This is a genomic window from Croceibacterium salegens, from assembly GCF_009827435.1.
GTDB lineage: Bacteria > Pseudomonadota > Alphaproteobacteria > Sphingomonadales > Sphingomonadaceae > Croceibacterium_B > Croceibacterium_B salegens.
This window is the reverse complement of record NZ_WTYM01000031.1, coordinates 1-26,179: the sequence shown is the minus strand read 5'-3', so window position 1 is coordinate 26,179 and position 26,179 is coordinate 1. Positions and strand designations below refer to the sequence as shown.

Genomic DNA, 26,179 nt, shown 5'->3' with positions numbered 1-26,179 from the left:
TCAACCGAATATCAGGACCCCGAGGACGGTGAGTATCGCCGCGAGGCCGATCGCCCAGACGAGGGTCCGCACCTTGGGCACGCCCGTCCAGTAGAGCGGCAGGTAGACTGCACGCGCGCCGAGCCAGATCCAGCCGGCGGTGGCTGTCAGCGTGCTCGCCTTGCCGGCGATTACCACGCCAAACAGTGCGATGATCACAATCGGCAGGGTCTCGAGGTAGTTGTCGCGGGCACGTTCGAGCCGGCCGACGACAGGATTCGGCGCGGGCATATCCGTGTCGCGCGCGCCCATGTTCCAGTCGATGCCGTACTGCTTGGTCTTGGCGCGAATCGCGACCTGGATGTGGAGGACCAGCAGGACCGCGGCGAGTGCGAGGACAAGGAGTTCGGGGCGCATCGGCATGCTTCCTACTGATCCGGCGCTGCCCAACTGGCGGTGACGGGACCTGTCTGCCCACGCGGCTGCCTGCGCGCGGCGACACCCTGCTTTTCGAGCGTGGCGGCGACGAGGTCGACCTTGTCCTCGGGTCCGCCCAGCACGATCGGAGCCCCGACCCGCTGGCCGGCCCAGCCGACCAGCGCCAGGGCCTGGGCGCCGGCTTCGGTCAGCTTGTCGTCCTCATAGGTAATGTCAGGGAGCGGACGCGCCGGCGGACGCAGGCGGATCTTCCAGCCCGGCTCGTCGGTGGCGACGCGGTTTTCCAGCTCGCGATAGGCGCCGAGGCTGGCCCCTTCGAGCGCGCGCGCGGTGACCGTGGCGACCTTGCGCTCCCGATCGACCACGACCTGGTCATTGGAAACGCCGGCAACGAGCGCCAGCCGGTCGGCCAGTTGCCGGGCATGGGCGAGTTCCGCTGCCTGCCGCTCGTTGGCGCGCGCCAGCTGGGCCATTTCCGCCGCCTGCGCACTGTTACCGACCGGAACCTGGGTCAACGACAGATCGACCTTGGTGCCAACGATCCGGTCGACCCGGGCCTGGACCTCGGCCAGCGCCTCGGAACGCACTTCAGGTGTCAGGACGACGGCGGCAACCTTGGGCATCTCGCCATGAAGATCGACTTCGAGCTTCGAGATAAGCGCCTTGTTGCTGAACGGCGAGAGTACCGCGCCGTTGATCTGCCGGGTGTTGGCGGCATCCTTGGCGAGATCGATCAACGACAGCCCGAGCGGGATCGCCAGCGCGATGAACACGGTGAAGATCAGCATCGTCTGCAGGTTGGTCTGCTTTTCGGATAGTCGCGTGCTGAAGCCGTAGAGCCGGGCCATGACGAAGGCCGTCCCGGCAATCGTCATCAGGTTGGTGAAGAACAGCAGCAGCGCCCCCCAGAACACCGTGCCGTTGAGCGTCGCCAGCCCGAAACCGACGACCGCCAGCGGCGGCATCAAGGCCGTGGCGATTGCCACGCCAACGACGGTGCCGGCGCGTCCGCGGATCATCGCGTAGGCGCCCGCGATGGCCGAGAACAGCGCCACGAACAGGTCGAACAGGTTGGGCTGGGTGCGGGCCGCGATCTCTGGCGTGACCGTCTGCAGCGGCGAAAGCAAGACGATCAGAGCGCAGAACAGGATCGAGATTCCGGTGCCGACCCCGAGCGCCTTGCTCGACTGCTTGATCCACTGGAAATCGCCGATTGCCAGCGCAAACCCGAGGCCGATGATCGGCCCCATCAGCGGCGACAGCAGCATCGCGCCGATGACAACCGCCGGTGAGGACAGCAGCAGGCCGAGGATTGCGATGCCCGCACTCATGGCCAGCATCAGCAGGTAACGCGCCGAAAGCTCGCATTCCTCACGCCTGCCGGCGATGACCCCGGCCTGGTCGACCGTGCTGACGACCGAGCGGCGCCACCAGTGCTGCCAGGTGTCCACGACGTGCCGGAAGGACTGGTCGGTTCCTGGAGCCGGAACGGCGTCTGCTGTCTGTTTCTTTGCCCCGCTTGTCATATCCATGGGTTACCCGCTCGGCACTGCATGCAAAAGGGCTTTGTCGCCGGGCGGGCTGCGGCCATACTGCCCTGACTTGAAACACGTGTCTTGCGCACCTAATACAGTGACGAGATACGAGGGAGAATGACGAGCGCCATGGCCGAAACTGCACCGACCGCCACTGCGACGAAGACCGACACCGCGCTGCACCTGACGCCGCCCGACCCGGTGCCGGTCGTCACGGCCGAGAAGGCAGCCGGGCTGGTGCCGGTCGATGCCGAAAAGAAATCGAAGCTCGAGGAAAAGGTCGACGGGTTCGTCACCGAACTCGTCGCGCTCGACGCCAACTCGCCCGAGTTCGGCAAGAAAGTCGACCAGATCACCAACATGGGGCGCAAGGAAATCGCCGCCGCGGCAGGGATGTCGAACCGCTTCCTCGATCGGCCGATCAAGGCGATGGACAAGGATTCGGGCGTCGGCGCCAACCTGTCCGAACTGCGCAAGGTCGTGGAAGACCTCGACCCGGGCAGGAACGGGGCGCAGAGCGGGGGCAAGAAGTTCCTCGGCATCATCCCGTTCGGCAACAAGCTGACGAGCTACTTCCGCCGCTACCAGAGCGCGCAGACGCACATCCAGTCGATCCTCGGCCACCTGTCGAGCGGCAAGGACGAGCTGCTGATGGACAACGCCGCCATCGACGTCGAACGGCAGAAGCTGTGGGAAGCGATGGGCAACCTCGAGCAGATGGTTCACATCTCCAAGACGCTCGACGAACGGCTCGAGGAAAAGGCAGCCGAACTCGACGCGATCGATCCGGCCAAGGCCAAGGCGATCCGCGAAAGCGCGCTGTTCTACGTGCGCCAGCGCACGCAGGATCTCTACACCCAGATGGCGGTCAGCGTGCAGGGCTACCTCGCGCTCGACCTAGTGAAGAAGAACAACGTCGAACTGGTCAAGGGCGTCGACCGCGCCAGCACGACCACGGTCGGCGCGCTGCGCACCGCGGTGACCGTGGCCGAGGCGATGACCAACCAGCGGCTGGTGCTGAGCCAGATTACCCAGCTCAACCAGACCACCGCCGGTATCATCGATTCGACCAGCGCGATGCTGCGCGACCAGACCGGCAAGATCCACGAGCAGGCGGCGAGCAGCACGATCCCGATCGAGACACTGCAGCGCGCCTTCCAGAACATCTACGACACGATGGACGAGGTCGACAATTTCAAGGTTCGCGCGCTCGAAAGCATGAAGCAGACGGTCGAAACGCTGGGCAAGGAAGTCGAGAAGTCGAAAGGCTACATCGCCCGCGCCGAGGGTCAGAACCAGGCGTCGAAGCTGACCAACCAGTCCTCGCTGCTGTCGCTGGAGGGCTGATGGCCGACAGCACCGGAAATTCGCAGGAGATCATGGCGGCAGCCAGCCGCTCGCTGGCGCATAACCGCGCCGGGGGCCGGCGCTTGCAGCCGATCGGCGAAGGCAGCCGGCGGATGCGGCGCGAGTTCCAGCTCAAGAAGCTGCGCAACATCGCCTATGCGGCGGCGGGCATCTTCGCCTTCTCGGTTATCGCGGGGATCGTCATCGACGGGATAGGCTTCACCGGCATCGTCCTGACGTTCATGGCCTTGCTCGCGGCCGGATTCATCTTCGGCAAGTTTCCGCGCATGAAGGTTCCGCAGCGCGGCGACCTCAACAAGGGTGACGTGCGGCAGATGGTGGCGCGGACCGAGCTGTGGCTCGAGAACCAGCGCCCCGCCCTGCCCCCACTGGCGATCACGCTGGTCGACCAGATCGGGACCCAGCTCGACGCGCTGGGACTCCAGCTCGAGACGATCGACCAGTCGCACCCGGCGGCGCAGGAAACGCGCAAGCTGGTCGGCGAACACCTGCCCGAGATGGTCGACGCCTACCGGCGCATCCCGGCGAACCTGCGCGGCGAAAAGCGCGCCGGCTCGACACCCGACGAACAGCTGGTCGAAAGCCTCGGCAAGATCAGCGGCGAGATCGATCACGTCACCCGGCAACTGGCCGAAGGGTCGCTCGACGACCTCGCCATCCGCACCCGCTATCTCGGCTATCGCTATGGCGAGACCGACGAACCCGTTTCGGAGAACAATTGATGCAAGTCGCCATTCCGCACCACCTCGACCGTGCCACGGTGCGCCAGCGACTGCGCGACAACAGCCACAAGATCGCCGACCACGTTCCCGGCGGGGTGGCCGAAGTTCACACCAACTGGCTCAACGAGGACACGATGGAAATGGCCATCGGCGCTCTCGGCCAGCAAGTCCGCGGCCAGGTGCAGATCGAAGACGGCCAGGTCGTGTTCGTGATCGACCTGCCTGCAGCGCTCGGCTTCATGGAACCGATGGTCCGGGGTGCAATCGAGCAGTCGGGCCAGAAGATGATCGCCGCGCCGAAGGACTAGGTCGGATCGAGCTTGCCGACGACGGCTCTCCGTTCGTCGAGCCGAAAGCGCTTTCCTACACGGCGGTGATCTGTCTAGGATCCTGCCGACGCCCTTCGCCTCTTCGCCCCCTGCCAAGGCCCTGCCCGGCGGGGACGCGCGGACCGCGGGAATTTTCTTCGCACACCGGTGATGAGACCCCGCCAATTTGTGACCTTTCCCATCTAACCTATTGAGATATCTTAATTTTTTTGAAATGCGTCAGGTTCTCACCTGAGAACTTTGTGACCCTGGCCCGGCCCTTCCCGAGCCTTCCGAGTCGGCCCTAGAGCTTGCGCTCCAGCTCGAGATAGGTCTCGGGAATCCGCAGCGCCTCGGTGGCCTCGCGGGTTTCGCGCAGGAACAGCAGCAGCGCCCACATGATCAGCACGATGGCGAGCAGGAACACGCCCGCCACCACCGCCTGCATGTTCACGCCGATGAATTCCTCGATGAACAGCAGCGTGACCACCAGCCCGACGCAGAGGCCGGCGGAGACCAGCAGGCGGATCGCCTTGCCGATGAAGGCGATGCGGCGGTCGATCAGGCGGATTTCGCGCACCACCCTGTCGTGCTCGGGGCCCTCGGTCTCGACGTGGCGATCCTGCAGCTGCCGCGAGCGGTCGACGACCCGGCCGAGCCGGGTCGAGAGGATGTTCATGATGTTGCCGATGGCCACCAGCATGAACACCGGGGCGAGCGCGAGCTGGATAGTCTGGGCGATCATGGCGTTGCTCCAGGCGGTCGCTACTGGTTGGCCGCGCCGCCGAGTTTGCCGACTTTCTGCGCGCCGTCCATCGTCGTGACCAGCACTTCGTCGCCGTCGACGACGATGGCGACATCGGTAAGGCCGATGACCGAGACGCGCGGACCGTCGCTGTCGACGAAGACGCCGCTGCAATCGACCAGTTCGGCGCGGCCGCGCACCGAATTGCCATCGCCGTCGGCATCGGTCGCATCGCGCAGCGCAGCCCAGCTGCCGATGTCCGACCAACCCATCGCGGCCGGGACCATCGCCGAGCGGTCGGTCTCCTCCATCACCGCGTAGTCGACCGATTCGCCTTCGATGGCCGCAAAAGGGGCGGGATCGGGATGGAACCGCGCGCCGTCCTCGCGGCCGCCCGCGACCGCCGCCGCGACCGCCTCGGCCAGTGCAGGGCGATGCCGGGCCAGCTCGGCGAGGAAAAACCCGGCGCGAAAAGCGAAGATGCCGCCGTTCCAGCTGTAATTGCCGTCGGCAAGGAACTGCTGCGCCCGTTCGAGATCGGGCTTCTCGACGAAGCGCTCGATGCGGCGGCCGCCATCGAGCGGCTCGCCCTGCAGCAGGTAGCCGTAGCCGGTCTCGGGCGCCGTCGGGACAATGCCGAAGGCGACCAGCCAGTCCTGCGCCGCCAGCTTCGCCGCAGCAGCAGCCGCGGCGCGAAAGGCCGGCACATCGGCGATATGGTGGTCGCTGGGGCAGACCAGCATGACCGCATCAGGATCGAGGCGGTGCGCAGCCAGCGCGATGGCGGCGGCAGTGTTCTTCGCCTCGGGCTCGACGATAACGGCCGCCCCGCTGCCTGCGGATTGCGCTTCGACATGTTCCATGTGAGCGCTGCCCGTAACAATGACCGGCGTTGCAAACTGGTCGGGGTCGGCACAGCGGGACAGCGTCCCCTCGAACATCGTCTGCTCGCCGACCAGCGGCAGGAACGGCTTGGGCATGGCCTTGCGGCTGCGCGGCCAAAGGCGGGTTCCGCTGCCGCCGCACAGCACGACCGGAGTGATCTTGCTCATCAACCGCTCACTCGGGGATTCGGGCGTTTCGTGCAAGACGCCAGTCACTTGGCGCTGAAATCGACCCGGTATCCGTAGCGCGCCTCGACCGGAGTCCCGTCCGCCCTGGTGGCAGGGTTGAAGCGGATCTTTTCCTCCACCAGCGGGCAGACGCGCGCCGCGGTTGCCGCATCGACCTCCGTGCGCGCCACGGTGCAGTTGCGTGCCCGGCCGTCGGTCGTGACGGTGAAGTAGACGGTCACCGACTTGCCGAACCGCGCCTGCCGCCCGCCATCGGGCACGGGGAAGTCGCGGGCCTGGTTGAGTTCGCCGGACCTCACCGATGGCCCGGCCGCGATCCCGCCGCCGGATCCCTGACCACCATTCCCGCTGCCGGTGCCATCGCCCGGCCCGCCGGCCCCGGTCCCAGAGCCCTGGTCGCGCGCGCCGGAATCGTTGGCCTTGCCGGTCGATGCCGCCTTGGGCGCATCGGTTTTTTTCGGCTTGGGCTTCGGCGGGACGGCGACGTCCTTTGCCTTGGCCTCCTTGGCCTCCTCACCCGACGCGCCCTCGTCGGGGCTCGGTTCGGCAGGGGGCGGGGTATAGACCGTCACCATGAACCCCGAAGTCGCCTGCTCGACCACCGCGGCGGTGAAGTCGGGAGCGAAGGCACGGGCCAGCCCGAACAGGACCAGCACGTGCGCCAGGCCGATGAGCACGAGCGCGCCCCAGCGCGGCCTGCGCCGGCGCTCGGTGAACTTCGTCGCCTGCTCGGATCGGATCGTCTCGCTCACGTCACCCCCTGCAACGCGCAGCCCCCGCGCCGGTGCCCGGCAGTGTTAGCAGACGTCGCGGCGAAAATCGTTAGCTTGCAATCCAGTTGCGCGCTCGGGACCGAGACGGTAGCCCTACCAGGAACGAGGCGCCGGGGGACCTTGGATGGGACGAGCCGGCGTCCGGAGGGAGATACCAATGTCGAAACGCCTGGCAGCCCTGCTTGTCGCAACCGTTATGCTGCCGTTCACCGCCGGGGCCGAGGAGCCCTACAACGTGGCCTCGGAGGGCGACTGGCCGCGCTACGCCCGCGACCTCGAAGGCACCCGGTTCTCCCCGCTCGACCAGATCGACACGAAGAACGTCGGCAAGCTCGAAGAGGCATGGTCGTTCCGCCTGCGCCCCGATGGCGGGGCCGGCCTGCTCGGCGGCACCGTGCCGATCGTCGTCGACGGGATCATGTACCTGCCGCTCGGCAACGCCGTGGTCGCGCTCGACGGCAGCACCGGCGAAGAGCTGTGGCGGCACGCGGTTACCGACGGGCTGGTGCGCCGCGCGGTCAGCTACTGGCCGGGCGACGGCGAGATTGGACCGCGCATATTCTATTCGACCGGCAGCAAGATATTCGCCCTCGACCCGAAGACCGGCGACCTCGATGCCAGCTACGGCGATGGCGGCTCGTCGGTGATCGACGGCACGCCCTACGGCTATCCGCCCTCGATCTACGGCAACGTGATGGTGCTCGGCGCCCAGGTGCAGGAGGATTCCTTCGGCCCATCGGGAGACAGCCGGGCCTACGATGCCCGCACCGGCAAGAAGCTGTGGCAGTTCCATACAGTGCCACACCCGGGGGAAGTCGGCCACGAGACCTGGCTGGACGGCGAGACCGAGGGCCGTTCGGGCACCAACATGTGGGTATGGTACACCACGGCCGACCCGGCGACCGACACCATCTACATGACCATCGGCGGCCCCTCGCCCAACTACTACGGCGGCGACCGCCCGGGCGCGAACCTGTTTGGCAATTCGATCGTCGCGGTCGACGCCACGACCGGCAAGTACAAGTGGCACTTCCAGACCATCCATCACGACCTGTGGGACTGGGACCTTCCTGCCCCGCCGGTGCTGGTGGATATCGAGAAGGACGGGAAGACGATCCACGCGCTGGCCGAGACCGGCAAGCCGGGCTTCATGTACATCCTCGACCGCGAGGCCGGGAAGCCGGTGTTCGGGGTGACCGAGCGCCCGGTCGCCTCGGCCGACGTGCCGGGCGAGTGGTATTCGCCGACCCAGCCGGTGCCGGTGAAGCCCGAACAGCTCAATCGCGGGTTCTGGGACAAGAGCGATATCGTCACCGAGGCGGATACCAACTCCGAACATGTCGCCGCCTGCCACGCGCTGCTCGATAGCTATGGCGGCAACTTCTACAACGCCGGCAGCTTCACCCCGTTCTTCATGAAGAAGGACGTGAACGGCAAGCCGTTCTCCTCCATCAACATGCCGCACAACGGCGGCTCGGTGTGGGGCGGCAGCGCTGCCGATCCGCGCACGGGCGTGGTCTTCGTCAACACCAGCGAGGGCGGTTCGATCGGCTGGATCGAGAAGCGCGACCCCAAGGGCGACTATGGCCGCGGCACCACGACCTCGACCCAGCCCTACGACCGCGGAAGCCTGATCGGCCCCGGCGCCTACTCGGGTTTCATGGCCGCCTTCACCGGAAAGGACGGGCGCAAGGTCACCCTGCCGTGCTTCAAGCCGCCGTGGGGCCGCCTGCTCGCGGTCGACGCAAATACCGGCGACATCCTCTGGGCGAGCAAGCTCGGCATCACCGAGGAACTGCCCAAGGGCAAGCAGGACACCGGCGCCAACAACGGCTCTGGAGGGCCGACCGCGACCGCCGGGGGCCTGGTATTCATCGGCGCGACCGGCGACCGCTACTTCCGCGCCTTCGACGCGAAGACCGGCAAGGTCCTGTGGGAGAAGCAGCTCGAGTACCCGGCGCTGTCGATCCCGATCAGCTATCAGGGCAAGGACGGGCGGCAGTACGTCGCGATCCTCGCCTCGGGTTCGAGCCTCGCCCCCTCGTCGCGGCGCGACGACGGCAAGCCGGCCAACATGGAATCGCTCGTCACTTTCGCCCTGCCGAAGTAGGCCAAGGAAGATTCGGACGGCAGTTGGAGAGAATGCGATGAAGTCTATCGTCCGCGGGCTGCTTGGCGCCGCAATCGTCATCCCGGCTGCCGCATCGGCGCAGGACACTGTCGTAAGGACGCCCGAGGGCGCGCAGATGAACGTCGCCAGCGACCTCGCCTACAAGCCGGGCGAACTGACGCAGGAACAGCTGATGAGCTCGACCCGCGACCTGATGGCGATGGAGGCGATGAACGTGTTCCGCCGCTATCCGCGCGAAAAAACGGCGGAGATGGTCAAGTTCTACACCGAGGCGCTGGCGCTCAAGTCGCTCAGCCCGATCCAGCTTACCGCGACCCAGCAGATGCTGCTGACCGGCGTCGGCAGGGCGCAGATCAAGCTCAGCGCTGGTCAGCAGGGCAACCGGCTCTACGACATGAGCGGCGGGATCAAGGGCGGCACAGGCATTCGCTACTTCCGCCTGACCTATCCCGACAAGCACATGCTGATGAAGCGCTTCAGCGACGCCGGATTCGACGCTCCGATGTTCCAGAAACGCTCCGATGGCACCGAAGCGGCGGTGGTGAACGATCCGGGCGGCTTCCCGATCGAGATCGTCATCGAGCCGGGTGCCAAGGACGGGTCGAACGACGGCGTCGGGGTCGGCATCGCCGCGTCCGACCTGGCGGTGAGCCGGAAGTTCTACCGCGAGTTCGTCGGGCTCGACGAACTGCCGGCGGTTACCGACTCCACGACCGGGCTCGAACTCTACCCGTTCCGCAATGGCGAGACGACGCTGTACCTTTATCAGTCGCCCGACACATCGCGGCACGACAACGGCAGCGCGGGGATTCAATACGTGGTCACCGATTCCCCGATGGCCGACGCCAAGGCCAAGGCGCGCGGAATCGCGGTGGAGACGCCGCTCAACAAGCTCGCCGGTTTCGACCTCGTCACCGTATGGCTCAACGATCCCGACGGGGTGACCAACTATTACGCACAGGTCGGCCCCAACAGCCGCACCGCGCGGCAGCAGGCCGGCAACTAGGCCCGAGAACGAGAAAGGGCGGCCACTGGCCGCCCCTTCCCGGATACAACTTGTTCAGCCGCGCCTTATTGGGCTGGGGCCTGGTGATTCACCTCGACGATGTAGTCGGCCAGCAGCGCGATCTCGTCGTCGGAGAGCTGGCCGCCGAAGCTCGGCATCGCGCCCTGCCCGTTGGTGACCCGGCCGATGATGAAATCGCGGGTCAGCGCGGGATCGTCGAGCGAAGGGCCGACGCTGCCGGTCGCGCCGGCGTCGGTCAGCGAGTGGCAGGCACTGCACGAATAGGTGTTGAAGAGGTCGCGCGCCGCGTCCTTGTCGACGTGCGCCGGATGTGGCGCCTCTTCGGCATGGGCGCTCGCCGCGAGCATGCCGCAGCCTGCGACAATGCCGGCCACTGCGGCCAACACGGCGTAGAGAACGTCCTTCTTCGAATTCGGCTTAATCACCCCGGTCAACTCCACTTGTTGATTTTGTCCGTTTCCGAGGCCGCCATTGCTTGCACTTGCCCCGAAAGTCAATCACGATGTAGCGCGAAGGCCATGAAGCGAAGTTGAACGAAGGCTCACCCGAACGTTCACGCAAGCCAACGAGGGGACCGGAATGATCCGCCGCACATTGACTATGTTTGCATTGTCGACCGCTCTCGCCGCCTGCACCAGCGGCGAGCCTGCCAAGCCGATCAAGGATTACATGGCGCAGGACGTCCAGCCGACGGCGGAGATTTACTGGAACGCGGTCCAGTTCATCAGCGACGAATCCGGCGATCACGACATCGAGCCGCAGACCGATGCCGAGTGGGCCGACGTCGCTCAGGCCGCGGCCCGGCTCGGCGAAATCGGCAAGGAACTTAAGGATCCCGCCTACAGCGACACGCGCGGATCGGGATGGAACGACTTTGCCGACGGGCTGATAAAGATCTCCGCCGATGCAGAAGCGGCCGCCAAGGCCAAGGATCCGGACAAGGTCTTCGAGGTCGGCGGCACGATGTATTCGGTCTGCTCGGCCTGCCACGAAGCCTATCCTGCGGAAACTCCGGAGACCGGGGCCGATGCCACCAGCACTGGCTAAGTCGACCTTCGAGCGGCTCAAGCCGCTGCTGCTGATCGCCGCCATCATCCTGCTCGCCGACGCGGCGCTGGCGCACGACGTTTCGGAATCCGACCGGAAGGCGGTGGCCGGGATCGACGGGCCGGCGTTCATCCCGTTCCTCTACCTCGGGGCCAAGCACATGGTCACCGGGTACGATCACATCGCCTTCCTCGTCGGCGTGGTTTTCTACCTGCGCCGGCTGCGCGACGTGGTGATCTATGTGTCGATGTTCACCATCGGCCACTCGCTGACGCTGATGGGCGGTGTGCTGCTCCACACCGGCGGCAACCCCTACGTGATCGACGCGATCATCGGCCTGTCGGTGGTCTACAAGGCGGCCGAGAACCTCGGGGCATTCAAGAAGCTCGGCTGGAATTTCGACCCGCGCTGGGTGGTGCTGGTCTTCGGCCTGTTCCACGGCCTCGGCCTTGCCACCAAGCTGCAGGACCTGGCGATTTCCGAGAACGGACTGCTCATAAACCTCATCGGTTTCAACATCGGCGTCGAGGTCGGGCAGGTGCTGGTGCTGACCGTCGTCGTCTTCCTTCTCAATCTGTGGCGGACCTCGCCCAGCTTCGATCGCGGCGCGCGCTTGGCCAACTGGCTGCTGGTCGCCGTGGGCCTCGCACTCACGCTCTATCAATTGTCAGGATTGGCTACCTCATGACCGAAGCAGCACCCTCGCGCAAAAAAGTGATCATCGGCGGCGCGGTTGCCGTAATCGTCGCCGCGGCGATCGTCGTCGTTTTCGTCATGCCCGCAGAGTTCGGTAAGGACCCGACCGGCCTCGGCAAGGCGCTCGGCCTCAGCGTCCTGTCGGAGGAGCCCGAGAACATCTATCTCGAACGCGGCAAGAAGCGCGTCGGCGTGCTCGCCCCGCTCGAGGGCGACATCGCCAGGCCCGACGACGTCTACACGCTCGAGCTTGGCCCGTTCGAATCGGGCGAGTTCAAGTACACCCTCGCCGAGGGCGACAAGATGCGTTTCGAATGGGCCGCCACCGGGCCGGTCGATTACGACATGCACAGCCATCCCTTCGAAGGCGGCGTCGACCTGACCGAGAGCTATTCGATCGAGAAGGCGCCCTCGCAGAGCGGCGTCTACACCGCGCAGTTCAGCGGAATCCATGGCTGGTACTGGCAGAATCGCACAACGGACAATGTCACGGTGATGCTCAAGGCCGCGGGACCGATGACGGAGTCGACGGTCTTCTCCAAAGCGGGCGAATACCCGCGCGCGCTGGTGCCTCCGGCAGCGAGCGATGACGAAAGCTGAGCTTTCCCCAACCGCGCGCGAATTTTTCGGATTTTGTCAACGAAAGGGCGATTCCACCCTTGTTGTCTGAGCCATGTGTCGGCTAGGCTGCGCGCGGGAGATAACCTGTCAAATGACGTCTGGGGCATTCTTGAGAACCAACAGCAATTCGCCGCGCCGTGAGCGCAGCCTCGTTGCCGCGTGCGCCGCGGCCCTGCTCGCTTCGGCCTGCACCTCGACCGGCAGCACGAGCGAAGTGGCTTCGGCCAGCGCCGACACCGCGACCAGTTTCGACTACGCCGGGTGGGATTCGTACCTCGGTGGCGCGGATTCGTCGCAGTACTCGTCGGCGGCGCAGATCGACACCAGCAATGTCGCGCAGCTCGAAGTCGCCTGGACCTTTGAAACCGGGCCCGGGCAGGCGCCGCAGTTTAACCCCGTAAAGATAGGCGACACCGTCTACCTGATGAATGGGGCCAAGCTCGTCGCGCTCGATGCGACAACAGGCGCTCAGAAGTGGTCGAAGGACTACGGTGGCCGGGTCGGTGGCCGCGGCATGAACTTCTGGCAGAGCGCGGATGGCAAGGACCGCCGGTTCTACTTCCTCAACGATGGCATGCTGCGCGCGGTCAACGCCGACAACGGCGAACCTATCACCAGCTTCGGCACCGACGGGAAGGTCGACATCCGCACCGGTCTCGAGCCGAACAAGATGCCCGAACGGCCGCTGATGACCAACAATCCGGGCCGGATCTACAAGGACACGATCATCATGTCCCTGCCGGCGGCGGCTTACGACTTCGCCTCCGCCCCGGCCGACATCCACGCCTACGACGTTCATACCGGCGCGCTGAAGTGGACCTTCCACACCGTTCCCGAAAAGGGCGAACTGGGATACGAAACCTGGCCGGAGAAGGACCACGACCAGTTCGGCGGCGTGCACAACTGGTCGGAATCGACCGTCGACGAGAAGCTAGGCCTGGTCTTCATCCCGACTGGTACCGCACGCTACGATTTCTATGGCGGCAATCGCGAAGGCGCGAACCTGTTCGCCAATACGATCCTGGCGATCGATGCCGCGACGGGCAAGCTCGTCTGGCACTACCAGACATTGCATCACGACCTGTGGGACTTCGACATCCCGCAGGCGCCGAAGCTGATGACCATTCGTAAGGACGGGAAGGACATCCCGGTCCTGATCCAGGCGACCAAGTTCGGTTTCCTGTTCGTGCTCGATCGCCGCACCGGCAAGCCGGTCTGGCCGATCGAGGAAAAGCCGGTCCCGGCCTCCGACGTCCCCGGCGAGAAGGCCTGGCCGACGCAGCCTTTCCCGACCTGGCCCGAACCGTTCGCACGTCAGGGTGTCTTTACTGAAGACATGATCAACCCGTACATTTCGGAAGAAGACCAGGCGAAGCTTCGCGAACTGCTGAAGACGGCGCGCAACGAAGGGCTTTACACCCCGCCGAGCATCCAGGGCTCGATCTCGCTGCCCGGCCATAACGGCGGCGCCAACTGGGGCTCTTCGGCAGTCGACCCGGTCAAGAAGCGGTTTTTTGTCGTCTCCAAGCAGATGCCGACCTTCGACAAGCTCACGCTCGACGAACGGCCCGAAGCGGCCGCGGCGATGCCCAACGGCGGCGGCGACGTGAAGCCCTACAAGTCGGGCGTCGACTTCATGCTGCAGACCAACGGACTGCCGGCAATCGCCCCGCCGTGGTCGAAGATTACCGCCTACAACATGGAGACCGGCGAGAAGATTTGGGACCTTCCCAACGGCGAGGTCACAATGCTGGCCGAGAAGGGCATTCGCGACACCGGCAGCACCGCTCCGCGCGGTGGTCCGGTCGCGACCGCCGGCGGCCTCGTGTTCGTCGGCACCTCGTCGGATCGCAAGGTCCGTGCGCGCGACGCGGCGACCGGCAAGGTCCTGTGGGAGCATCAGCTCGACGCGGCGAGCGAAGGCGTGCCGACTGTCTACACCGAAGGCGGCAAGGAATACGTCGTCTTCGCGGTCGGCGGTGACGGGCTGTTCCCGCCCAAGCTCGGCCAGTCCAAGCCCGGCCCGAACCGCTACGTCGCCTTCGCACTGCCCGGCAAATGAGGCTGACGACGCTTCTTGCTGCGTCTGTGCTCGCCAGCGGTGCCCTGCCCGCAATCGCGCAGGACGCTCTGCAGGACCTCACGGTCCTGCCGCCGGCGCAGAACGGCTACAAGCCGACCAAGACCGAGTGGGGCGAGCCCGACATCAGCGGCGGCTGGCCGATCGACCACCTCAACGGCCGCACGCCGCTGATGCGCGATCCGAAGGACGGCAACCGCATCTACCTCACCGACGAGGAATTCGCCGAGCGCACCGAACAGGTCGCTATCCTCGCCAAGCGCTACGAGAGCGAAGACAGCCAGGGCAAGATGGGCATCGGCCACTGGGCCGAAGTCGCCGCGGCCAACCGACGCACCAGCTGGATCACCAGCCCGAGCGACGGCCGCCTGCCGCCCTACGCGGAGGAGGGCAAGCGCCTGTCCGGCCAGATGCGCTCGACCTGGCGGCGCGGGCAGGCGTTCGACTGGCCGACCGATTTCGACAGCTGGGACCGTTGCATCTCGCGCGGTCTTCCGGCCTCGATGTTCCCGGTGATGTACAACAACGGGATCCGCATCTTCCAGTCGCCCGGCGTGGTCGCGATCCAGCTCGAGATGGTGCACGAAACGCGCATCATCCCGACCGATGGCAGCCCGTCGCTGCCGCGCCAGATCGACATGTGGCTGGGCGAAAGCCGTGGCCATTGGGAAGACGGCAACACGCTGGTGGTCGAAACGACCAACTTCAAGCCGGGCCCGTCGATCACCAATATCGGCACCACCGGTTCGCCGCCGGAGAATGACACCCCGCTGAGCCCGCAGGCCAGGCTTGTGGAACGCTTCACGATGACTGGCCCCGACTCGATCGTCTACGACATGACCTGGACCGACCCGGTGGTCTTCACCGCCCCATGGTCCGCACGTCTCGACTGGGTGAGGGACGACGACTTCTCGATTTTCGAGTATGCCTGCACCGAAGGCAACGAACAGATCCGCAACTACATCAACGTATCGCGCCAGGAACGGGCGCAGGGAATGGAGAGCTCCCAATGAATCGCAAGACCACCTTCCGCTTCGCCGCCGCAGCGGCGCTCCTTGCAGCTACCGCGATGGGCGGTGCGGCCCTAGCCGAAACGGCAGTGGCCGACCCGACCAAGCTGCTTCCGGTCCCCGACGACTTCACGCCGAAGAAGACCGCGTGGGGCGATCCGGACTTCACCGGCGTCTGGCCGATCGACAACATCGCTAGCATCTTCTTCCAGCGCAACGACCGCTACGGCGATCGCTTCTACCTGAATCAGGAAGAGCTCGACGAGCGCGCCAAGCAGGCCGAAGGCTCAAAGGCGCGCTACGAGGAAGAGGATCGGCAGGGCAAGATCGGTATGGGCCACTGGGTCGAATCCGATGCCAACGGCAGCCAGACTGCATTCCTTGTCTCGCCCGCCAACGGCAAGCTCCCGGCATTCACCGCCTATGGCGAGGAAAAGTACAAGGCCGGCCGCTCGAGCTGGAACCAGCATCCCTATGACTGGGTGTCGGACTTCGACAGCTGGGACCGCTGCGTGTCGCGCGGCTTCCCGGGCTCGATGTTCCCGTTCCGCTATAACAACGGCATCCGCATCGAACAGGGTCCGGGCACCGTGGTCATCGATCTCGAGATGATCCACGATTCGCGGGTCATCCCGGTCGTGGCCAAGAAGGATTGGGCGAAGCTGCAGGCGACCCGCTGGCCCGCCAATGTGCGCACGTGGATGGGCCAGTCTCTCGGCTACTGGGAAGACAAGAACACGCTGGTGGTCGAAACGACCAACATCAAGGCCGGCGATAGCGTAGTCGGCAACGGTTACGACCGCGGCCCGAGCCCGCTTAACATGGCGACCATGGGCGTCCCGCCGAACAACACGATCCCGACCAGCGAAGAAGCCAAGGTGACCGAGCGCTTCACGATGACCGGCCAGAACTCGATCGTCTACGAAGTCACCTATTCGGATCCGAAGGTCTTCACCGCTCCGTGGACGGCGCGCTTCCCGTGGACGCGCAACGACGATTACGGGTTCTTCGAATACGCCTGCCACGAGGGCAACGTGCAGGTCCGCAACTACATCAATTCCTCGCGTGCGGAACGCGGCCTGAAGACGAGCCTGGTCGGGGCGCACGAGCCCGAAGCACGAGTCGGCGAAGGAACGACGGACGAGGTCGGGGGCGTTCAGTGAGCGGAGCGCGATTGCGCTTCGCCGCTACCGCCGCTCCCCTGGCGCTGGCCTTGGCGGCCGGCGCCATGGCCCTCTCTGCTACCCCGGCCGTCGCTGCCGACGGGCCGATGGCCCAGCCGGTCAGGACGGCACAGGGCATGGTCAAGGGCACCGCGGCCGAAGTTGCCGGGGTGACGGTGTTCAAGGGTATTCCCTTCGCCGCGGCCCCGGTCGGCGACCTTCGCTTCAAGCCGGCCCAGCCGCCCAAGGCGTGGGATGGCGTACGTGACGGTTCGAAGTGGGGCGATACCTGCATCCAGCCCAAGGCCCCGACCCGCACGATCGGTGTGAACCAGGCGACCGACATGCCGGATTCACCGGCAATAAGCGAGGACTGCCTCAATCTTAACGTCTGGACCCCGGCCAAGACCTCGGGCGAAAAGCTGCCGGTCATGGTGTGGTTCTACGGCGGCGCCTATGCCGAAGGCGGCGGCTCAATGCCCTTCGCCAACGGCAGCAAGCTCGCCAGCAAGGGCGTCATTGTCGTCTCGATGAACTATCGTGTCGGCCCGTTCGGCTTCCTCTCGCAGTCCGAACTAACCGCAGGCTCGCCTAACGGCGCTTCAGGCAACCAGGCCCTGTCGGACGCGATCGCTTCGCTCGAATGGGTCAAAGCCAATATCGCGGCGTTCGGTGGCGATCCCGACAACGTGACGATTTTCGGCCAGTCGGCGGGTGCCTGCGTCTCGGCCGCACTGGTCGGTTCCCCGGTCGCCAAGGGTCTGTTCAACAAGGCCATTTCGCAAAGCGGCGCCTGGGCCGGCCTCACTGCCGCCAAGATGGTCACCCGCGAAGCCGCCGAAGCGCAGACCGCGGCGGCAATGGAAAAGGCCGGGATCAAGAACCTCGCCGACCTCCAGTCCCTGCCGGCGGACGAAGTCGCCGCCAAGCTCGGCCGCGCGCAAGGCATCATCGTCGATGGCTGGATCGTGCCGGAAGACCAGTCGATTACCTTCGCCGAAGGGCGGCAGAACAAGGTCGACGTCTTGCTCGGCTCGAACGCCAACGAGGGCGGCAGCTTCGGCTTCGGCCCGCCGATGACGGCAGCCAACTGGAAATCCGGTGCCGAGCAGCGTTGGCGCGACCTGGCTGAGGTCGGGCTGAAGGCTTACCCAGCGGAGACCGACGAACAGGCGCGGGCAGTGTCCTCGCGCCCGTTCACCGACGGAATCGCCTGGTTCATGCACCGCTATGCCGACGACCAGGCGAAAATCGGCAAGAGCGCATACCTGTATCAGTTCGCGCACAACCCGCCGGCCGCCGAAGGCAAGCCGAGCGGGGGCCCGACCCACGCGTCGGAACTGGCCTACATGTTCAACAACCTCGACAAGCCGCGCGAAGTGCCGGACCCGAGCTCGCCCGAAGTGGCGAGCAGGAGTGCGGAAGACCTCAAGCTGGCCGACCAGATGTCGAGCTATTGGGTAAACTTCGCCAAGACCGGCAATCCCAACGGCCCCGGTCTGCCGACATGGCCAAAGGCAAGCACGCTCAAGGAGAACGAGGCGTTCCTGCTCAAGGCGAACGACATGTCGGCGGCGGGCCCCACCATGACGCCGGCGCAGGTCGAACTCTACAGCGCGCTGTTCCAGCGGGATGTGGCCACTCCGCTGGGCATGACGGACAAGTAGCCCGCGAAGGTACGAGGGGAGGAGTAGCAAATGTCGCTGTCGCACCGGGGGCGGCGCGTGCCGCTCCTCCTCGCCGCCTCGGCCCTCGCCGCGCTGGGCACGGCCGGGCTGGCGCAGAACCTCGCCAGCTTCTCCGCGCAGGCCGAAGCCGGCAAGCTCGCCTATGCGAAGAATTGCGCGGCCTGCCACGGCGCGGAAATGCAGGGCCAGATCGCCACGGGGCTGAAGGGCGACGAGTTCCTCGGCAAGTGGGGCGCGGGCTCGGCAACGCTCGACGACCTGAGCGTTTACATCCGCGAGAACATGCCGCCGGGCCAGGGCGGTATCCTGCCCGACGAGACCTACACCAACATCATCGCATACATCATGGAGCAGAACGGCGCGAAGCATGACGGGCCGCTCAGCGCCGGAGAGAACCTTTCCGAGGTGACACTTCCGGCCCCGACGGTGGACAGCGCCGTCGGCGGCCTGTCGACCCGCGTCCACCCGCTGCCGCCGGGACCGCCGATCCCCAATCCGCTGGCCAGTTACACACCGGTGACCGAGGCGTTGCTGTCCGACCCGCCGGCCGACGAATGGCCGGCATGGCGCCGCAGCCACCTCGGCCACGGATATTCGCCGCTGGGGCAGATCGACACCAGCAACGTCGGCAAGCTGACCGTAGCCTGGGCGCAGGCCCTGCCCGCGGGCAACAACATGAACGAACCGTTGGTGCACAACGGCGTGCTCTACGTCTTCGGCTACGGCGACCAGGTCTTCGCCTTCGACGCGGCGAGCGGGCGGATGCTGTGGCGCTACCAGCGCAAGCTGGCCGAGGGCACGCCGCTGACCTCGCACAAGACGATCGCGCTCTACGGCGACAATCTCTACACTGCGACGTCCGACAACAAGATGATCGCGCTCAACGCCCAGACCGGCAAGCTAGTATGGGAAACGTCGCTGACCGACCGCGACGGCATGCGCAACCCGGGCGGGCCGCTGGCCGCCGACGGGGTCATCATGCAGGGCATGGCGAGCCAGGCACCGGGCGGAGGCATCATCACCGCCTTCGATGCCGCGACCGGCAAGCGGCTATGGACTTTCGAGACCGTGGCCAAGGACGGCCAGCCAGGCGGCGATACGTGGAACGGCGAGCCCTCGAACGAGCGCAAGGGCGGTTCGGTCTGGACATCGGGCAGCTACGACCCGGTCAACAAGCTGGCGCTGTGGGGCGTCGGCAACACTTACGACACCGCGCCGCTGCGCGATCTCAAGCCGGGCATGAACAACGACGCGCTCTATACCGAGAGCACACTGGCGTTCGATCCGCACACCGGCAAGCTGGTCTGGTACTATCAGCACAACCGCAACGACCAGTACGACCTCGACTGGGTCTTCGACCGTGTGATCGGCACGCTCGAGGTCGGCGGCAAGACCGAGCGGGTCGTGCTCACTGGCGGCAAGAGCGGGCTGTTCGACGCGCTCGACGCGAAGACCGGCAAGTACCTCAAGACCTTCGACATGGGCATCCAGGACTACATCGACCGGATCGACCCCGTCACCGGCGACAAGCACGTGAAACCGGAGTTGACGCCGGGACGCGACAAGGGGCCGGTGTTCATGTGCCCGCACGGCGGCGGGGGCCGCAACTGGTCGCCGACCTCGTGGAACCCGGAAACCAAGACCTTCTTCGTCAACGCGCGCGATGTCTGCACCGACCTGACACCGACCAGCGGCGCGGGCCTGCTCAGCACCGGCGTCAGGGCCGTCTATGCCCCTCCGCCCAACGGTGACGGCAACTATGGCGTGCTACAGGCAATCGACCCGCAGAGCGGCAAGGTGCTGTGGGAGACCCGCCGCCGCCAGACGCCCGACATGGGCATCCTGACCACGGCCGGCGGCCTGCTGTTCACCGGCTGGATGGACCGTCAGTTCGTCGCCTACGACCAGAAGACCGGCAAGCAGCTGTGGAGCACGGGCGTCACCGGCGTCCCCAACGCTTCGGCCATCACCTATTCGATCGACGGCAAGCAGTACGTCGCGATGGTCACCGGTGTCGGAAACCCGCTGTCGTTCGGAATTCCCGACGTGATCCCGGAGACGCAGTTGCCGCCGGTCACCAGCTCGGCGGTCTACGTCTTCGCCCTGCCCGACGACGAATAGCAAAAGGGCCGGCGCATCGGCCGGCCCTTCGCAATTTCAATGGTGTTTGCGCTCAGCCGAAGATGCCGAGCGTGAAGCCGATCGCGCGGCCGAAGAACACCACCACGACCCACGAGATCAGCGACAGCGCGCCCGCGACCTTGACCGCGAACGGCATCGACGCGTCGCGGTCCCAGTGCGTGACCGTGCGATAGGTGATGAAGTGGAAGTACATCATGTTCAGACCGGCGAAGGCGATCATCACCAGCTTCCGGATGAACCACGGGTTCTCCATGTAGCTGCTCGCCTTGCTGGTGAAGAGCAGCAGGCCGGTAATCGCCGCGCAGACGAACGCGCCCCAGGTCCATGGCAGCGTGTCCTTGGCGGTGGCGGTGACCGCGAACTTGTTCGAGGTCCACCCCAGCATGCGCAGGTCCATCACGAAGATGGTGCCGAGCACGATGACGAACGAAATGACGTGCAGCGTCTCCAGCGTCGGGAACATCCACGTGGATTCGGCGATCGTCGTCCCGAGCGCCGAATACTCGATCGATTCCCAGATGTTGGTCGGTTCCGGATACAGCGACATTTAGAACTCCTCAGACCGGCGCGTAGGCGATCCAGCGACCGCACAGCATGATGACGCACCACAAGATAATGATGAAGACGGCTCCGCCCTTGGTGCCGGAGGTAATCGCCCCACCGGTCGAAAGCTTGGTCATGACGCCGCGATGGAACCACAGGCTCGTGAGGATCGCGACGATCACCAGGATCATCTTGATCCAGAAGATCGGGTTGATCAGCTCGCGGATGGGTTCGGCGGTAATCATGCCGAGGCCGGAGATGACCAGCGTCAGCAGCGCCCACCAGATCCACCGCGTGTAGCGGCGCTCGGTCTCGGCGAAGGTCCGGTCCATGCCGGCCATGCCGAAGATCCGCAGGTTGATCATCAGGATTGCACCGAAGGCCGCGGCGATCGACAGGATGTGGACCACCTGCATGATCGGGATGGCCCAGAAGTGGGTGACCAGCCACATGCTCAGCGATGTGTCGGAGATCCATAGCGAGAAGTCGACGAGGAACGTCGTCCTCAGCCACTCCGTAAAATTGAATAACAGGTCACTCATCGAAAGCGTCTTCCCTCTTGTCTGGCCACCCTCGTCCATGGCGCGAGTGGCGGACTTCGTCCGTCTTGCCGAGTTATTTACGGTAACCGGCAGTTACATGCTGCGTTGCCGACCTATTCCGGCGTGATTTTCCCCGCATCCCTGTGCGCTGCCTCGCGGGCCGCGATCCCTGCCGCACGCTCGGCGGCGAACCGCGGGCTCGTCGCCTTGATGTAGGCGGGGATCAGCGTGTTGCCTTCGTGACAGGCATATTCGAAACTCTCGTAGCTCTCGTCGCGCCGCCACGGGAAATCCATCTTGAACGGTGCGGTCAGGATCACGGGGTCCTCGATCCAGGCTTCGTAACGGATCGTGTCGGACCCGGTCATCGTGAAGTGCTCGGTGACCTTGAGCTGGTCGCTGGTCATCAGCTTCTGGTTGGTCGGGCCGACGATGACCATCGGGCTCTCGCCATTGAAGTTGGTAGAGACCACGACCAGCGTGTTACCTTCCCAGTGGCCCCGCGAATCGCCCAGCCAGGTCCGCATTTCGTCAGGTAGCTGCGGGCGGTCGAACACCGGGATGATTCGCGTCTCGTGGATCATCTCGTGGTTGAACACGACATAGCCCGGTGCCTGGAAGATCTCGACGCCGTTGTTGTAGGGGAACGGAATCATCGTCGCGGGCAGGCCGCGAGTGATGCAGCGGTCGAGCGAATTGAAGTCGAAGATCGTCTCGAAGACGTCGTTGTCCCAGCTCGAACGCGAGGCCTCGGAGCGGCGCTTACCCTCCTCGGTCAGCGGCGGGATTCGGCCATTGGCCGGCTCCATCACCAGCGAGGTCTGGCGCAGAACCCTGCCGCGCTCGAACCAGCTACCCGCGCCAAGGGTGTCCGACCGCTCTTCGACATCGGCGCCTTGGTTGAGCTCGATCGCAGCCTTGAGCGCGGCCTCGTATTCCTCGTCGGTCAGGTAGGCCTGGTCGCCGTAGCGGGGGTTGCGCTGCATGGGAGTCTGGCCGACTTCGAGCGGCCACATGCCGGTCAAGTCCGGATCGCCCCATTCCGTACGCGGCGGTTGAAAGGTGGCCGAAGCCTCCTGCGCTTGCAGGACGCATGCCGGCATGGCGAGGGCAAAGACGCCCATGCCCAATGCGGCAAGTCCTGGTTTCATGCGCCTCTACTCCCCGCCCTCGCCGCGCATCATTGTTGAGCGACAGGGCATTGTCAAAGTCACTAACCCACATTAGGACTAAGTCAACAAAAGGATATGCCGGGCTTCGGATTCGGCGAAATCGGTGGTGCTCGAGGGGGCCTGTAGGAAATGCGTCAGATCGCGAAATTCGGGCTGGTGTCCGGCTTGGCCTGCATGGCGGCCATGGGCATCCTTGCCCCGGTCGGGGCCCAGTCGAACAAGGCTTCGACGATGCCCGACGGCGACTGGCGGACGATCAACCGCACTCTCGATTCCGATCGCTTCTCGCCGCTGGACGAGATCAACAAGTCCAACGTCGCCGGCCTGGGCGAAAAGTGGTCCTACGCGCTCAAGGGCTTCAACAGCGCCGTCCCCCTGGTCATCAATGGAACGATGTACGTCAGCGTCGGCAACAAGGTCGTCGCGCTCGATGCCGATACCGGCGCGGAAGTCTGGGTCTACGAAGAACCGAAGGCGTCCGGACCGGGCGGCGGCATGTCCGGCCGCGGGGTCGCGTACTGGCCCGGCAAGAAGGGTTATGCGCCGCGCATCGTGGTGATGGCTGGCTCGCGCCTGATCCAACTCGATGCGGCGACCGGCAAGAAAGTGGCCAAGTTCGGTAACAGCGGCGAGATCGATGTGACGATCGCCTATGGCGGCGTTCCGACCATAGGCGGCGATGTCGCGATCATTGGTGCCGCCTCGCTCGAAAGCCCGCAGGGCAATGCCGGCAATCCGCGCGCCTACGACATCGTGACCGGCAAGAAGCTGTGGGAATTCGACACCACGCCCGATGCCGGCCAGCCCTTCAGCGACACCTGGGGCGAAGGGTGGAAGGATCGCGGCGGCACCAACATGTGGGGCTTCCAGGCAACCGTCGACGAGAGCACCGGCACAGCCTACCTGCCGATCGCCGGACCGGCGCACAACTATTACGGTGGCGACCGCCCGGGCTCGAACGTGTTCGGAAATTCGGTCGTTGCGGTCGATCTCAAGACCGGCAAGTACAAGTGGCATTTCCAGACGGTGCACCACGACCTCTGGGATATCGACATGAGCTATGCCGGGCCGCTGTTCACGGTGAACGGGCCCGACGGCAAGAAGCACAAGGTCATCGCCAACGTCGGCAAGTCCAGCATGTTCTTCGTGCTCGACGCGGGTGACGGCAAGCCGGTCCTGCCGGTCGAGGAACGTCCGGTGCCTCCGGGCGACGTCCCCGGCGAATATTACAGCCCGACGCAGCCATTCCCGGCCATCACTCCGCCGCTGAGCCGCGTCGAGATGACCTACCAGGATATGGTAACGCCCGAAGACACCACGCCCGAGCACGCCGCGGCCTGCCGCGACCTGTGGCAGAAGGCCGGCGGTTTCTTCAACGTCGGGCCCTACACCCCGTTCATGTTCAAGGCTGCCGACGCGCCGCCCCGCTCGACGATCCAGTTCCCGGGCGGCACCGGCGGCGTCAACTGGGGCGGCACCGCGGTCAACCCGAACACCGGCGTGGTCTTCGCCAACGCGCAGAACGGCTCGCTGGTCGGCTGGGTCGAGAAGGTCGTCGGCGACAAACCCTACAGCTTCGATGCCGCGGTCGCGCCCGAATACGATCGCTCCTTCATCGACGGCGTCGGCCCGTTCCACAGCTTCACCGCGCCGATTTCGGGCAAGTACGACGACAAAGGTCGCGCGGTCGGCGCGCAGGCGCCTTGCTACAAGCCGCCGTGGTCGAACCTAACCGCGGTCGATGCAAACACCGGGCAGATCAAGTGGCAGGTGCCGCTCGGCATCAACCCGGACCTGCCCGAAGGCAAGCAACTGGTCGGCAACTCCGGCAGCGCCGGCCCGACCGCAACCGCCGGTGGACTGGTGTTCATCGGCGCGACCAACGACAAGCGCTTCCGCGCTTTCGACCAGGATACCGGCAGCCAGCTTTGGGAGGTCACGCTTCCGGGCAATGCCAACGCCAACCCAATGAGCTATCGCGGAAAAAGCGGTAAGCAATACGTCGCAATCAACGCAGGCGGCACGATTGTCGCCTACGCGCTTCGCTGATAAGGCGAAGGGCAGAAGTCAGAGAGGAAATAAAGGGATGGGAAAGTTTCTTAAGGTGGCCGCTGCCGCGGCGTGTTTCGTATCGGCGGCTGCGGTGTCCGCACAGGACCCGGCCACGATCAACGGCCACCCGAACATCAACGGCATCTGGCAGGCGATGAACGAAGCCAAGTGGGACCTCGAGCCGCATTCGGCCGCGACCCAGCCGAACAAGGATGCCGAGCGCGCGATCGGTGCGCAGGCGGCGATCCCGGCCAGCCTCGGCGTCGTCCAGGGCGGCTCAATTCCCTACACCGACGAAGCCCGCAAGGCGCGTGACGAGAAGCGCGCCGCCGGTCTCGATCCGGAAAAGGCCTGCTATCTCCCGGGCATCCCGCGGGCGACCTACATGGGCTATCCGTTCCAGATCGTTCAGGGCGGCGGCGACATCCTGATGGCCTACGAATATGCCTCGGCCAACCGCGTGATCGACATCGGTGAAGTCGGCATCCCGCCGATCGATACCTGGATGGGCACGTCGTACGGCCAGTGGGAAGGCAACACGCTGGTCGTGGTGACCCTTGCGCAGAACGGGGAAACCTGGCTCGACCGGGCCGGCAACTACGTGGCACCGACCACGACCGTCACGGAACGGTTCACTCCGCGGGGACCGAACGTGCTGGATTACTCGGTCACATTCGACGATCCGAACCTCTACACCAAGCCGTGGACCATAAAGATGCCGCTTTACAGGCGGTTGGAGGAGAACGCGCAGCTGCTCGAGTTCAAGTGCGTCCCGTTTGCCGAGATGTACCTCTACGGTGATCTCTACGACACGATGGACGACGAGGCGAAGAAGCGGCTGGGACTGGAAAAGTAAGGGAACGGCAAAGGCCGAACCTCATTTGAATTACAAGGAGCAAGACACCATGCGTATCAAGACCTGGCGCAACGCCGTTATCGGCGCCGTGCTGGCGGTCGGCGCGGCGGGCGCGGCAGTTGCCCACCACTCGTTCGCCGCTGAATTCGACCGTAACAAGCCGATCAAGCTGGAAGGCTCGGTCGTGAAGTTCGAGTGGGTCAACCCCCACTCGTGGATCCACATCAAGCTTCCCAACGGCCAGGTCTGGCGCGTTGAGGGCGGTGCCCCGTCGGCTCTGCTGCGTCGCGGCTGGAACAGGAACTCGCTGCCGGCCGGCACCAAGATCATCGTCCAGGCCTTCCAGGCCCGCGACGGCGATACCCGCGCCAGCGCCGCGGAAATCAGCTTCCCCGACGGCCGCGAGCTCTCGCTCGGCAACCCGACGACCGAAGCGGTCGCCGCCGCCGCCAAGCGCGCCGAAGGCAA

General features: G+C 65.3%; 25 protein-coding genes. 16 read left to right on the top strand and 9 right to left on the bottom strand.

Annotation, left to right across the window (positions count from 1 at the left end):
- Window positions 1-396 (bottom strand): MAPEG family protein, encoded by a 396-nt coding sequence (locus GRI89_RS05200; protein WP_159792922.1) that lies wholly within the window; start codon window positions 394-396, stop codon window positions 1-3.
- Between the two features lie 11 nt (window positions 397-407).
- Window positions 408-1,949: a DUF389 domain-containing protein gene (locus tag GRI89_RS05195; RefSeq protein ID WP_235912811.1), complete on the bottom strand. Its 1,542-nt coding sequence runs from the start codon at window positions 1,947-1,949 to the stop codon at window positions 408-410.
- Between the two features lie 132 nt (window positions 1,950-2,081).
- Between GRI89_RS05195 and GRI89_RS05190 the strand changes: the two genes are divergently transcribed.
- Genes GRI89_RS05190 through GRI89_RS05180 form a run of 3 tightly spaced genes read left to right on the top strand, consistent with a single transcriptional unit; the run spans window position 2,082 to window position 4,350 of the window.
- The gene (locus GRI89_RS05190) at window positions 2,082-3,299 is read left to right on the top strand and encodes a toxic anion resistance protein (protein ID WP_159792918.1); all 1,218 of its coding nucleotides are present in this window, start codon (window positions 2,082-2,084) and stop codon (window positions 3,297-3,299) included.
- Entirely contained in the window at window positions 3,299-4,042 is a 744-nt protein-coding gene (locus GRI89_RS05185) for a hypothetical protein (protein WP_159792916.1), read from the top strand. Before GRI89_RS05190 ends, GRI89_RS05185 begins: the two co-directional genes overlap by 1 nt.
- Window positions 4,042-4,350, top strand: coding sequence for a polyhydroxyalkanoic acid system family protein (locus GRI89_RS05180; RefSeq protein WP_159792914.1), 309 nt, complete (start codon window positions 4,042-4,044; stop codon window positions 4,348-4,350). The genes GRI89_RS05185 and GRI89_RS05180 overlap by 1 nt, the downstream gene beginning before the upstream one ends.
- Before the next feature lie 304 nt (window positions 4,351-4,654).
- On the opposite strand, the gene GRI89_RS05175 is transcribed toward GRI89_RS05180, so the two are convergent.
- The 3 genes from GRI89_RS05175 to GRI89_RS05165 are packed head-to-tail and all read right to left on the bottom strand — an operon-like array spanning window position 4,655 to window position 6,920.
- Window positions 4,655-5,095 carry a DUF2721 domain-containing protein gene (locus tag GRI89_RS05175; RefSeq protein ID WP_159792894.1) on the bottom strand — a complete coding sequence of 147 codons (441 nt, stop codon included), beginning with the start codon at window positions 5,093-5,095 and terminating at the stop codon, window positions 4,655-4,657.
- 20 nt (window positions 5,096-5,115) lie between these two features.
- Complete coding sequence (locus GRI89_RS05170) at window positions 5,116-6,147, bottom strand: mannose-1-phosphate guanylyltransferase (protein ID WP_159792892.1); 1,032 nt, start codon at window positions 6,145-6,147, stop codon at window positions 5,116-5,118.
- A 44-nt stretch (window positions 6,148-6,191) separates the two neighbouring features.
- Window positions 6,192-6,920, bottom strand: a complete 729-nt coding sequence (locus GRI89_RS05165; RefSeq protein WP_159792890.1) for an energy transducer TonB — start codon at window positions 6,918-6,920, stop codon at window positions 6,192-6,194.
- 178 nt (window positions 6,921-7,098) lie between these two features.
- On the opposite strand from GRI89_RS05165, the gene GRI89_RS05160 reads away from it, so the two are divergent.
- Window positions 7,099-9,051: an outer membrane protein assembly factor BamB family protein gene (locus tag GRI89_RS05160; RefSeq protein ID WP_159792888.1), complete on the top strand. Its 1,953-nt coding sequence runs from the start codon at window positions 7,099-7,101 to the stop codon at window positions 9,049-9,051.
- 37 nt (window positions 9,052-9,088) lie between these two features.
- Window positions 9,089-10,078, top strand: coding sequence for a VOC family protein (locus tag GRI89_RS05155; protein ID WP_159792886.1), 990 nt, complete (start codon window positions 9,089-9,091; stop codon window positions 10,076-10,078).
- Between the two features lie 65 nt (window positions 10,079-10,143).
- Here GRI89_RS05155 and GRI89_RS05150 read toward each other — a convergent pair whose 3' ends face one another.
- Window positions 10,144-10,524 (bottom strand): c-type cytochrome, encoded by a 381-nt coding sequence (locus tag GRI89_RS05150; protein WP_328598105.1) that lies wholly within the window; start codon window positions 10,522-10,524, stop codon window positions 10,144-10,146.
- Between the two features lie 154 nt (window positions 10,525-10,678).
- Here GRI89_RS05150 and GRI89_RS05145 point away from each other — a divergent pair, with 154 nt between their 5' ends.
- The 8 genes from GRI89_RS05145 to GRI89_RS05110 all read left to right on the top strand — a co-directional run bounded on the left by GRI89_RS05145 (window position 10,679) and on the right by GRI89_RS05110 (window position 20,525).
- Complete coding sequence (locus GRI89_RS05145; RefSeq protein ID WP_159792882.1) at window positions 10,679-11,146, top strand: hypothetical protein; 468 nt, start codon at window positions 10,679-10,681, stop codon at window positions 11,144-11,146.
- A complete protein-coding gene (locus GRI89_RS05140) occupies window positions 11,127-11,834 on the top strand; it encodes a HupE/UreJ family protein (protein ID WP_159792880.1) in 708 nt (235 codons plus the stop codon). Before GRI89_RS05145 ends, GRI89_RS05140 begins: the two co-directional genes overlap by 20 nt.
- Window positions 11,831-12,442 (top strand): hypothetical protein, encoded by a 612-nt coding sequence (locus tag GRI89_RS05135; RefSeq protein WP_159792878.1) that lies wholly within the window; start codon window positions 11,831-11,833, stop codon window positions 12,440-12,442. Before GRI89_RS05140 ends, GRI89_RS05135 begins: the two co-directional genes overlap by 4 nt.
- A 130-nt stretch (window positions 12,443-12,572) precedes the next feature.
- The gene (locus GRI89_RS05130; protein WP_159792876.1) at window positions 12,573-14,525 is read left to right on the top strand and encodes a pyrroloquinoline quinone-dependent dehydrogenase; all 1,953 of its coding nucleotides are present in this window, start codon (window positions 12,573-12,575) and stop codon (window positions 14,523-14,525) included.
- Window positions 14,522-15,556, top strand: a complete 1,035-nt coding sequence (locus tag GRI89_RS05125; RefSeq protein ID WP_159792874.1) for a hypothetical protein — start codon at window positions 14,522-14,524, stop codon at window positions 15,554-15,556. The genes GRI89_RS05130 and GRI89_RS05125 overlap by 4 nt, the downstream gene beginning before the upstream one ends.
- Complete coding sequence (locus GRI89_RS05120; protein ID WP_159792872.1) at window positions 15,553-16,716, top strand: hypothetical protein; 1,164 nt, start codon at window positions 15,553-15,555, stop codon at window positions 16,714-16,716. The genes GRI89_RS05125 and GRI89_RS05120 overlap by 4 nt, the downstream gene beginning before the upstream one ends.
- A complete protein-coding gene (locus tag GRI89_RS05115; RefSeq protein WP_159792870.1) occupies window positions 16,713-18,383 on the top strand; it encodes a carboxylesterase/lipase family protein in 1,671 nt (556 codons plus the stop codon). The genes GRI89_RS05120 and GRI89_RS05115 overlap by 4 nt, the downstream gene beginning before the upstream one ends.
- 30 nt (window positions 18,384-18,413) lie before the next feature.
- Entirely contained in the window at window positions 18,414-20,525 is a 2,112-nt protein-coding gene (locus GRI89_RS05110) for an outer membrane protein assembly factor BamB family protein (RefSeq protein WP_159792868.1), read from the top strand.
- Window positions 20,526-20,577: 52 nt separating this feature from the next.
- Here GRI89_RS05110 and GRI89_RS05105 read toward each other — a convergent pair whose 3' ends face one another.
- From GRI89_RS05105 to GRI89_RS05095, 3 genes are all read right to left on the bottom strand, one after another.
- The gene (locus GRI89_RS05105) at window positions 20,578-21,093 is read right to left on the bottom strand and encodes a hypothetical protein (RefSeq protein ID WP_159792866.1); all 516 of its coding nucleotides are present in this window, start codon (window positions 21,091-21,093) and stop codon (window positions 20,578-20,580) included.
- A 10-nt stretch (window positions 21,094-21,103) separates the two neighbouring features.
- Window positions 21,104-21,631, bottom strand: a complete 528-nt coding sequence (locus tag GRI89_RS05100) for a DUF6644 family protein (protein WP_159792864.1) — start codon at window positions 21,629-21,631, stop codon at window positions 21,104-21,106.
- A 113-nt stretch (window positions 21,632-21,744) separates the two neighbouring features.
- Complete coding sequence (locus GRI89_RS05095) at window positions 21,745-22,782, bottom strand: hypothetical protein (protein ID WP_159792862.1); 1,038 nt, start codon at window positions 22,780-22,782, stop codon at window positions 21,745-21,747.
- Window positions 22,783-22,932: 150 nt separating this feature from the next.
- Between GRI89_RS05095 and GRI89_RS05090 the strand changes: the two genes are divergently transcribed.
- The 3 genes from GRI89_RS05090 to GRI89_RS05080 form a co-directional block, all read left to right on the top strand.
- Window positions 22,933-24,852: an outer membrane protein assembly factor BamB family protein gene (locus GRI89_RS05090; RefSeq protein WP_159792860.1), complete on the top strand. Its 1,920-nt coding sequence runs from the start codon at window positions 22,933-22,935 to the stop codon at window positions 24,850-24,852.
- 37 nt (window positions 24,853-24,889) lie between these two features.
- The gene (locus GRI89_RS05085; protein WP_201290868.1) at window positions 24,890-25,711 is read left to right on the top strand and encodes a hypothetical protein; all 822 of its coding nucleotides are present in this window, start codon (window positions 24,890-24,892) and stop codon (window positions 25,709-25,711) included.
- Window positions 25,712-25,760: 49 nt separating this feature from the next.
- Window positions 25,761-26,179: DUF6152 family protein (locus GRI89_RS05080; RefSeq protein WP_159792858.1), on the top strand; the 419-nt coding region annotated here is incomplete at its 3' end.

What these genes read in the sequence shown, in the direction of transcription:
- GRI89_RS05200 (WP_159792922.1), bottom strand. Translation starts at nt 396, where the DNA reads ATGCGCCCCGAACTCCTTGTCCTCGCACTCGCCGCGGTCCTGCTGGTC.
- GRI89_RS05195 (WP_235912811.1), bottom strand. Translation starts at nt 1,949, where the DNA reads ATGGATATGACAAGCGGGGCAAAGAAACAGACAGCAGACGCCGTTCCG.
- GRI89_RS05190 (WP_159792918.1), top strand. Translation starts at nt 2,082, where the DNA reads ATGGCCGAAACTGCACCGACCGCCACTGCGACGAAGACCGACACCGCG.
- GRI89_RS05185 (WP_159792916.1), top strand. Translation starts at nt 3,299, where the DNA reads ATGGCCGACAGCACCGGAAATTCGCAGGAGATCATGGCGGCAGCCAGC.
- GRI89_RS05180 (WP_159792914.1), top strand. Translation starts at nt 4,042, where the DNA reads ATGCAAGTCGCCATTCCGCACCACCTCGACCGTGCCACGGTGCGCCAG.
- GRI89_RS05175 (WP_159792894.1), bottom strand. Translation starts at nt 5,095, where the DNA reads ATGATCGCCCAGACTATCCAGCTCGCGCTCGCCCCGGTGTTCATGCTG.
- GRI89_RS05170 (WP_159792892.1), bottom strand. Translation starts at nt 6,147, where the DNA reads ATGAGCAAGATCACTCCGGTCGTGCTGTGCGGCGGCAGCGGAACCCGC.
- GRI89_RS05160 (WP_159792888.1), top strand. Translation starts at nt 7,099, where the DNA reads ATGTCGAAACGCCTGGCAGCCCTGCTTGTCGCAACCGTTATGCTGCCG.
- GRI89_RS05155 (WP_159792886.1), top strand. Translation starts at nt 9,089, where the DNA reads ATGAAGTCTATCGTCCGCGGGCTGCTTGGCGCCGCAATCGTCATCCCG.
- GRI89_RS05145 (WP_159792882.1), top strand. Translation starts at nt 10,679, where the DNA reads ATGATCCGCCGCACATTGACTATGTTTGCATTGTCGACCGCTCTCGCC.
- GRI89_RS05140 (WP_159792880.1), top strand. Translation starts at nt 11,127, where the DNA reads ATGCCACCAGCACTGGCTAAGTCGACCTTCGAGCGGCTCAAGCCGCTG.
- GRI89_RS05135 (WP_159792878.1), top strand. Translation starts at nt 11,831, where the DNA reads ATGACCGAAGCAGCACCCTCGCGCAAAAAAGTGATCATCGGCGGCGCG.
- GRI89_RS05125 (WP_159792874.1), top strand. Translation starts at nt 14,522, where the DNA reads ATGAGGCTGACGACGCTTCTTGCTGCGTCTGTGCTCGCCAGCGGTGCC.
- GRI89_RS05120 (WP_159792872.1), top strand. Translation starts at nt 15,553, where the DNA reads ATGAATCGCAAGACCACCTTCCGCTTCGCCGCCGCAGCGGCGCTCCTT.
- GRI89_RS05110 (WP_159792868.1), top strand. Translation starts at nt 18,414, where the DNA reads ATGTCGCTGTCGCACCGGGGGCGGCGCGTGCCGCTCCTCCTCGCCGCC.
- GRI89_RS05105 (WP_159792866.1), bottom strand. Translation starts at nt 21,093, where the DNA reads ATGTCGCTGTATCCGGAACCGACCAACATCTGGGAATCGATCGAGTAT.
- GRI89_RS05100 (WP_159792864.1), bottom strand. Translation starts at nt 21,631, where the DNA reads ATGAGTGACCTGTTATTCAATTTTACGGAGTGGCTGAGGACGACGTTC.
- GRI89_RS05095 (WP_159792862.1), bottom strand. Translation starts at nt 22,782, where the DNA reads ATGAAACCAGGACTTGCCGCATTGGGCATGGGCGTCTTTGCCCTCGCC.
- GRI89_RS05090 (WP_159792860.1), top strand. Translation starts at nt 22,933, where the DNA reads ATGCGTCAGATCGCGAAATTCGGGCTGGTGTCCGGCTTGGCCTGCATG.
- GRI89_RS05085 (WP_201290868.1), top strand. Translation starts at nt 24,890, where the DNA reads ATGGGAAAGTTTCTTAAGGTGGCCGCTGCCGCGGCGTGTTTCGTATCG.